Here is a 7,579-nt window from a genome sequence, read left to right as displayed (position 1 = left end):
CCCCCCGGCCCGAAGCCCCGGCCCGGCGCCGCCTCCTCAGGGATGACGGGCCAGATGGGCGAGCAGCGCCTCGATGGTGTCGGCCGTGTGGTCGGGCAGGCCGAGGGTGAGACGTTCGTCGAGGCCGCCGGGGTTGACCACGTTGCACTCGAAGACGTACGGGTGGGCGAGGTCGAGGCCGGTGAAGCGGATTCCGTGCTCCAGCAGCCGGTTGCCGATCAGCAGACACAGGGCGTGCTCGTCGGGGGTGAGGGTGGTGCCGGTGCACCGGGCCCGGTGGGCGGTGTTGCCACGGTGCTCGTCCGGTGCGAGCTGGTGGGCCTGCACGGCCACGGGACGGCCGGTCGCGAGGATCACGCGCTTCTCCTGCGTGTGGGGCACGTACTGCCGCAAAGCGCAGTAGCGGTTGCGGTAGCCGGCCAGGCCGCCCTTGGTGAGCAGCTCCGTCACGGTGGTGTCGCAGGTACACGTCCGCGCCGGCGTCCGCGTCAGTCGGTTTGACCAGCCACACCGCTCCCGGATCGCGCTGGTAGGCGGACCACAGCTCCTCGAATGAGCTGGAGATCAGCGTGCGGGGCAGGTGCTCAGGTGGCACGATCAGCGGCAGGTTCGTCTTGTTGCCCAGCATCAGGATCCCGGTGACGTCGTTGACGAACGGTAGGTGTTGGTTGAGCCGCCACAGCAACTGCCAGGCTTCCGTCTCCACCGACGGCTGCGGTGACGCTTCGCAAGGGCATCAGGCCGATCCTCCGTCCGGAAATGATCGTCGAACGCTACTCGTGCCCCGGGTATGGGAGGGTCGATGCCCCTACACATCAGGCGGGGGTGCGCGTGGTGGGCAGCGAACAGCTGGGTGTCGATGTCGTGGTGGTAGGTGACGGAGTACTGGGGCGTTCCATCGCCTACGCCCTCGCGACGGCCGACGGCCGGCCCGAGGTGGTCCTGTGCGGGCGTACCGGTCCCGCCGCTTCCCCGGCGGCGGGAGCGATGCTCGGCGTGCTGGGTGAGGTGACCGGTGCGACGTTGGCGAAGCCGCACAGTGTGCTGAGGCTGGAGATGGCGGTCGAGGCGGCCGGCCGCTGGCCGTCCTGGCGTGAGGGTGTCCGCCTGTGGGCAGCCGCCGCAGCCACGGACGGGGACGGCTATGGCACGGGCACCTTCATGCTCCTGAACGCGGTCTCCGCGCGGCTGGACGAGAAGGCTTTCGCAGCCGTCCGGGCCGCCGGGGACCGGTACGGGCTTCCCGTCGAGGATGTGGAACCCGGTGACGTGCCAGGCTACCGGCCGCTGGACAACGACCGCGCACTTCGGGCCCTGTACCTTCCCGACGAGGGCTTCTTGGATGCCCGGCGGTGGTTGACCACCCTGGACGCGGCCCTGAACGCCCTGCCCAACGTGACCCGCACCGGCGACGGGCGCCTGTCCGCCACGGCCGCCGGCTACAACCTGCACAGCGTCGAGGGCGTAGTCACGGCGCCGGTGGCGGTCGTCGCGGCCGGAGCCTGGACCACGCAAGTACTCGCCGCGCTCGACCCGGGCCCACACGTCATGCCCGTGCTGTCCGTGGCGGGCACGGCGCTCACCGCGAGCGCCCCCGCCCCGCTGCCCGCCGTGCTGCGTACGCCCAACCGCGCCTACGCCTGCGGCCTTCACACCGTCCCCCAGGCCGATGGCACCTGGTACGTCGGAGCATCCGCCGCCCCCGCCATGACGCCCGGCGCTGCTGCGACAGCCGGCGGTCTGCGCTCCTTGCTGGACTCCGCCCTGGGCCAGCTCCACCACGGCCTGGCCACCTCAGCCGTGCACCGGATCCACCATGGCAACCGTCCCATCGGGCTCGACGGGCACCCGCTGCTCGGACCCACCACCCGGCCCGGCCTGTGGGTGGCCACCGGCACCCACCGGGAGGGCCTGCACACCTCCCCGCTGATCGCCCAGGAACTCGCCGACGCCGTCCTGAACGCCCGCCCCAGCCGATGGCTCGCCCCCTGGCGCCCCGACCGCGCGCCCCTCACCGACTGGACCGCCGAAGAGGCCACACGGGAAGCCGCCGACCATCACCACGCGCTGACGGCCGAGTCGCGGATGCGCCCACCTCTGACCGGCAGCTGGCCCGAAGCACTTCAGCACGCCTATCAGCACCGTCTGAGCGAGGTGTACGCGGCGATGCCCGCCGGCTACGTCCTGCCGCCCGACCTGGCCCCCCTGGGTTATGAACACCGGGAGGCCATCGCCGCCGTGGCCCGCAGCCATCTTCAGCGCTTGCCCGCGCAGGCAACAGCGGCACAGCGGTACCAACCCTGACCGGTCCTCAAGGGCCGGGGCCCGACTAGGCCATGCCGCGGCGGCGCTCCGGACAGGCTCGGAAGTCCTGGAAGCGGGCCTGGTCTCGGTTTGAGGGGCTGGGCCGGGCGCGCCCGATGCCGTTGCCCACACGGTGGCTGCCCGGACCCGTGGCATCGGCGCGGCGTGAACGGGGTAGAGCTCAGCGAGCTGCCTGAGCATCGGTGCGTACGCGTCAGCCGGGGGGCAACGAGAGATGGACAGCGGCGCAGGGTCGCGGGGCCCGTTACGGGTGCTGGTCACGGATCTGGACGGCACTCTGCTCGGCGGCGACGCCGAGCAGCGGGGTCGGCTTCGCGACGAGTTGCAGCGTCATCCGGAGATCACGGTGGTGTTCGCGACCGGCCGCTCGTTGCCATCCGTCCATGAGGTGCTGCGGGACCCGCTCGTACCTCGCCCACGCTGGATCATCGGTGATGTCGGAGCCAGCGTCGTGGAGGGTGGGGGCTTCACCGCCGACATGGCCCTGCAGGAAACCCTGCGCGGCGGATGGCCGGGAGCGGGCAGGGTCCGTACCGCTCTCAGACGCTTCACGGCCCTCACCTATCAGCAAGGAGTACCGCAGCAGGGCCGGTGCTCCTTCTACCTCGAGCCGCAGTATTTGACGGCCGAACTCCGCGCGGCGGTGAAGGCGCTGGGCTGCTCCTGGGTGTACTCGGACGGCCGGTACTTCGACGTTCTGCCTCCCCGGGCGGACAAGGGTGCCGCGCTGGTCCTGCTGGCGGCCAAGCATGGCTGGGCCATGGAGTCCATCGTCGTCGCTGGTGACTCGCTCAATGATCTGTCGCTGTTCACACTCGGCGCGCACGGTGTAGTGGTGGGCAACGCCGAACCTGCCCTGCGTGAGCGCGTCCCCCCGGGCGCCAGGCTGCAGCACGCCCACCAGGAGGGTGCGGGCGGTATCCTCGCGGCCCTGCGCCGTCTCGGCTGGGTCAGCGGCGGTCACCCGGTGGTGATCGGGTACCACCGTCCGCCCGCTCAGTGGACCGCCGCCGGCTGGCGGGCCCCACTGAGCCCAAACGGCATCCTGCCCGTCCTGCGCGGCGTCTCCGCTCGCACCAGGGGTGCCGTGTGGGCGGCCGCCGCGGTCACCGATGACGACGGCCGAAGCGGAACGGCCCCGCTGGACGGCCTGGGGACGGGGCTGCCGCTGGCGCTGATGCCGCTTTCTTCCGCCGACTGGGGCGCGTACTTCCACCGGGCATGCAAGGAGACCTTATGGCCGGTCCTCATGTCCCGGCCCGACCTGATGCGTTTCGACAGGCAGTCCTGGGCCCGCTACCAGGAGGTCAACACCCGCTTCGCACACCACATCGCCGCCCACGCCGCTCAGGGCGCCACCGTCTGGCTGCACGACTACAACCTGTGGCTCGCCCCCGCCCTCCTGCGCGGAACCCGCCCCGACCTACGGATCGGACTGTTCCATCACACCCCCTTTCCACCCGCTGAGGTCTTTGCCGCCCTGCCCACCGCCGGGCAGATCCGCGCTTCGTTGTCCGACCTCGACTGGGCGGGCTTTCATACCGATGCCTTCGCCGCCGAGTTTCGCCGCACCATGGCCGGTGCCCCGCGAATCCCACGCACCGGCGTCCACCCGCTCGGCATCGACCGTCCCGCCGTCGAACGCCTCGCCCGCGCCCGTCTTACAGCCTGCGCCCGCGACAAAACCACCCGCCTGCTCGTCCTCTCCGTCGAACGCCTCGACTACGCCAAAGCACCGGTGGAGAAGGTCGAGGCCCTGCACCAGCTCCTCGTCCGCCATCCGCGCCTGCGGGGCCGACTGTGCTTCCGGCTCGTATGCCCGCCACCCGAACCCGGTATCCGGGCCTACGACACCACCCGCCGCCGGCTCCAAGAGCGCATCACGGCCGTCAACTCCCGCTGGGGCACGCCTGACTGGCAGCCCGTCGACTACCGGCCGCACTCCGAGCCGTTCACCGGGGTCGTCGACCACTTCCTCCAAGCCGATGTCCTGTGGGTGACCTCTTACGCGGACGGCATGAACCTGACCGCCAAGGAGTACGTCGTCGCCCGTCACGCCGCCGGCCTGCCCGGCGTGCTGGTCCTGTCGCGGCACGCCGGCGCCGCAGGCCGACTCGGCGCCGCGGCCCTGCTCACCGATCCCCGTGACCCCGACGACCTGGTCCGCACGCTCTACCAGGCGCTCACCCTCCCGGCCGCCCGGCGACATGTTCACCTCGAACGCCTCGCCGCCCGCCTTGACCGCCACACCCCCCGCGAATGGGCCGCTCGGGTCATCGCCGATATCCGGCACACCCCCACCGCCCCACCCCTTGCGGACCCCGGTTGGATGTGAGGGACGCCCAGTGGCCACGTATTCCGGCCGGACAGCGCCGACCCGCCCGAGACCTCCGGCGGCCGGAAATCGCGCCCTGCCGGCGAGGTTGACGGCCCGCGGATCCGGGGCCGGTATGAGGGCCTGGCCCTGCCTGCGGACGCTTACGGCCTCCCCGTACCCGAAGCGGGACTGGCAAGGGGGCTGTCCGGGACCGTGCCGACGTCCATGCCAAATCGGGCCAACACCCCTAAGACACAGATTGTTCTGGCCTGATTCTGTCTGTTTTAGCGCTTATGTCGATAGGTAGGCATTGACCCTGACGTAACGAGAACAGCTCCTGTCACCCAATCGCGTTCCAACGGAACGGAAGGGGATCGCGCTGATGGAGGGCACACAGAAAGCGGGACCCGAGGCCGCCCAGAAGGTGCTCCTCGTCAGCCCCAAGACATCGTTCGGGCCCAAACTGCAGCGCACGTACGCGGGCGGCCTCGGAACGGTCAACCCCGGTGAACGCAACCTGCTGCCACCCCTGGATCTGCTGCGTATCGCCGGAGTCCTGCGGGTCGCGGGAAGCGATCCGCACATCGTGGACGAGGAAGTGGACGGACCACTCCCACCGGTCGCCTGTAGGCGGGGTGGACGGATGGAAGCGGACGTCGTGATCTGCCAGGTGTCGCTGGCGGCCATGCACGAGGACGTCCGCAAACTGGCCGAGTTCGTCGCGGCCGGACTGCGCACGTTCGCCTACACCAGCATCCGCGGACACGACCAGTGGCAGGAGATCCTCACCACCAGCGGCTGCGCGGGTCTGCTCCTGCCCGAGGCGATCCCCGACCTGGGGCGACTGGTGGGTGGCGGGGACACAGGCGGCAGCCACAGCCCCGGTCTGATCACCGCCGGGACGGCACGCGACCTGGCCGGCCGGCCGCCCGTCTACGGCGATCTTGCCAGGGAGCCGCTGCCGGCACGCGATCTCGTCGACCACCGCCGATACGTGTTTCCGGCGCTTCCCGGACACCGCGTCACCACGATGAACGCCAGCTTCGGCTGTCCCTACCCCTGCAGCTTCTACTGCCCCTATCCGCTGGCTGAGGGCAAGAAGGTCCGCGCGTATCCGGTGGAGCGAATCGCCGCCGAGTTCCAGCAGTGCGCGCAACTCGGCATCACAGCCGTGGTCTTCCGCGACCCTGTCTTCACCTTCGACCGGCGCCGCACCCTGGCCCTGTGCGAAGCGATCAGACGGACCGGGACCGGCATTCAGTGGTGGTGCGAGACCCGGATCGACCGGCTCGACGAGGAACTGATCCGGGCGATGGTCGACGCCGGCTGCGCCGGTGTGGAGGTGGGAGTCGAGAGCGGGGATGCCCGCATGCACGACAGCGCCGTCCGCAAGCGACTCAGCCTGGACACCGTCAGGGCTTTCCACCGCACAGCGCGCCAGACCGGGCTGAAGATGCTCTTCCTGCTGCTGTTCGGCCTTCCCGGCGAGACCCGGCACTCCATCGCCAACACCTTGGAATTCATCCTGGAGCTGGGGCTGTCATCAGAGGAATTCAACGTCGGAGTGATCACTCCCTACCCCGGCACACCACTGCACGATCTGGCCCTGAGCAAGGGCTGGATCCGGGCTGATCAGGCTCAGTTCACCAGCTTCAACGTAGTGATGCGCACGGACGAGCTGACCGAGAACGAGCTGACGCAAGCGCTCGCGCTGACCGAGGAACTCCACCGTATCGACGGCGGCCGCGCGCCGGCCGGCACCCTGGCCGACTACCGGCGCCACGTCCTGAGTTGGGCCGGCACCGGGCCCGTCCCGGACGGGCAGCCGGCGTGACCAGCGCCCCCACGGGCAGGAACCCGCCCCGCCCTGCCCGACCGCACTCCGAGCCGGATCGCACGCGACATGTCCTGATCACCGGAGCCAACCGCGGCCTGGGCGGGGCCACCGCCGAACTGCTCGCCGCGCACGGATGGTTCGTCCTGGTCGGCCACCGCAGACCCGCGACCGCCGACTCGCTGGTGGACAGTGTGGTGGCCCACGGCGGCCGAGCCATCAGCGTCCTCCTGGACGTCACCGACCCGGCCGGTATGCGGGCAGCCGCCGAGCGGATCGCCGACTGCACCGGCGGTACCCTGGACGCCCTGATCAACAACGCCGGCGTCTTCCTCCCCGACGACGCGCACCTCACCTCACTCACCCTTGAGACCTGCCACACCACCCTGCTCACCAACATCGGCGGCCCACTGATGGCCACGTCGGCCCTGCTCCCGCTGCTGCGCGCCGCTGACGGCGCCAGTGTCGTCAACATCAGCAGCGCCGAAGCCCGTCCGGAACGCGCTAACGGCCAGTACACCTGCTACCGCGCCTCGAAGGCCGCCCTCGAACTCGCCACACTCAACCTGTCACTGGCGCTCCGACCGGACCGCATCGTGGTGAACGCCGTCGACCCCGGCTGGATACCGACCGACATGGGCGGCCCCGGCGCTCCCGACTCCATCGACATCGCGGCCCGCCTCGTGGCCTGGACCGCGAGCCTCGCGCATGTGCCTGAAGCCCCCTCGGGCGAGGTCTTCTCCGTACACGCCCTTCCGTCCGTGCCAATGACCCCGGGCGCACTGCCGCATCACCGTTGGGGACTCGCAGACCATCGGCATCACCCCGCGGAGGACCACCCCGGTTGACGTGCGAACTCCTCACCCATGTGGCCGAGGCCGAGAACCTGGCGGCCTACACTGGGTGGCTGTGGCGCCCGCTGGCACGTCCACAGCCACCGGACGGAGCCGAAGGCCACCCAGGCCGCTGACGTCGTCGAGACCGTCGAACCAGCACCGGTATGTCTCGCATGGTGGCCCCGCGCACACCCGGCCCGAGAACTATGGTGTCCCGCCACATACGCCCCTGACCTGCGCGTTCCTACGGTGTGGCGACACGGAAAC

5 protein-coding genes are annotated in these 7,579 nt (G+C 70.4%); 4 read left to right on the top strand and 1 reads right to left on the bottom strand.

Features of this window, described 5'->3' with window-relative positions:
- Positions 1-36 precede the first annotated feature (36 nt).
- Positions 37-450 carry an ATP-grasp domain-containing protein gene (locus tag ABD347_RS21520; protein WP_344363770.1) on the bottom strand — a complete coding sequence of 138 codons (414 nt, stop codon included), beginning with the start codon at positions 448-450 and terminating at the stop codon, positions 37-39.
- A gap of 384 nt (positions 451-834) precedes the next feature.
- Here ABD347_RS21520 and ABD347_RS21515 point away from each other — a divergent pair, with 384 nt between their 5' ends.
- The 4 genes from ABD347_RS21515 (at position 835) to ABD347_RS21500 (ending at position 7,324) form a co-directional block, all read left to right on the top strand.
- Positions 835-2,304 carry an NAD(P)/FAD-dependent oxidoreductase gene (locus ABD347_RS21515; protein ID WP_344363768.1) on the top strand — a complete coding sequence of 490 codons (1,470 nt, stop codon included), beginning with the start codon at positions 835-837 and terminating at the stop codon, positions 2,302-2,304.
- A 235-nt stretch (positions 2,305-2,539) separates the two neighbouring features.
- Positions 2,540-4,660 (top strand): trehalose-6-phosphate synthase, encoded by a 2,121-nt coding sequence (locus tag ABD347_RS21510; protein WP_344363766.1) that lies wholly within the window; start codon positions 2,540-2,542, stop codon positions 4,658-4,660.
- A gap of 364 nt (positions 4,661-5,024) precedes the next feature.
- Positions 5,025-6,476 carry an AprD4 family radical SAM diol-dehydratase gene (locus ABD347_RS21505; RefSeq protein ID WP_344363764.1) on the top strand — a complete coding sequence of 484 codons (1,452 nt, stop codon included), beginning with the start codon at positions 5,025-5,027 and terminating at the stop codon, positions 6,474-6,476.
- On the top strand, positions 6,473-7,324 hold the full coding sequence (locus ABD347_RS21500; RefSeq protein ID WP_344363761.1) for an SDR family NAD(P)-dependent oxidoreductase: 852 nt from the start codon (positions 6,473-6,475) through the stop codon (positions 7,322-7,324). Before ABD347_RS21505 ends, ABD347_RS21500 begins: the two co-directional genes overlap by 4 nt.
- Positions 7,325-7,579: the final 255 nt, after the last annotated feature.

The organism is Streptomyces gobitricini (genome assembly GCF_039532985.1).
Classification (GTDB): Bacteria; Actinomycetota; Actinomycetes; order Streptomycetales; family Streptomycetaceae; genus Streptomyces; species Streptomyces gobitricini.
This window is presented reverse-complemented; position numbering and strand designations above follow the sequence as displayed.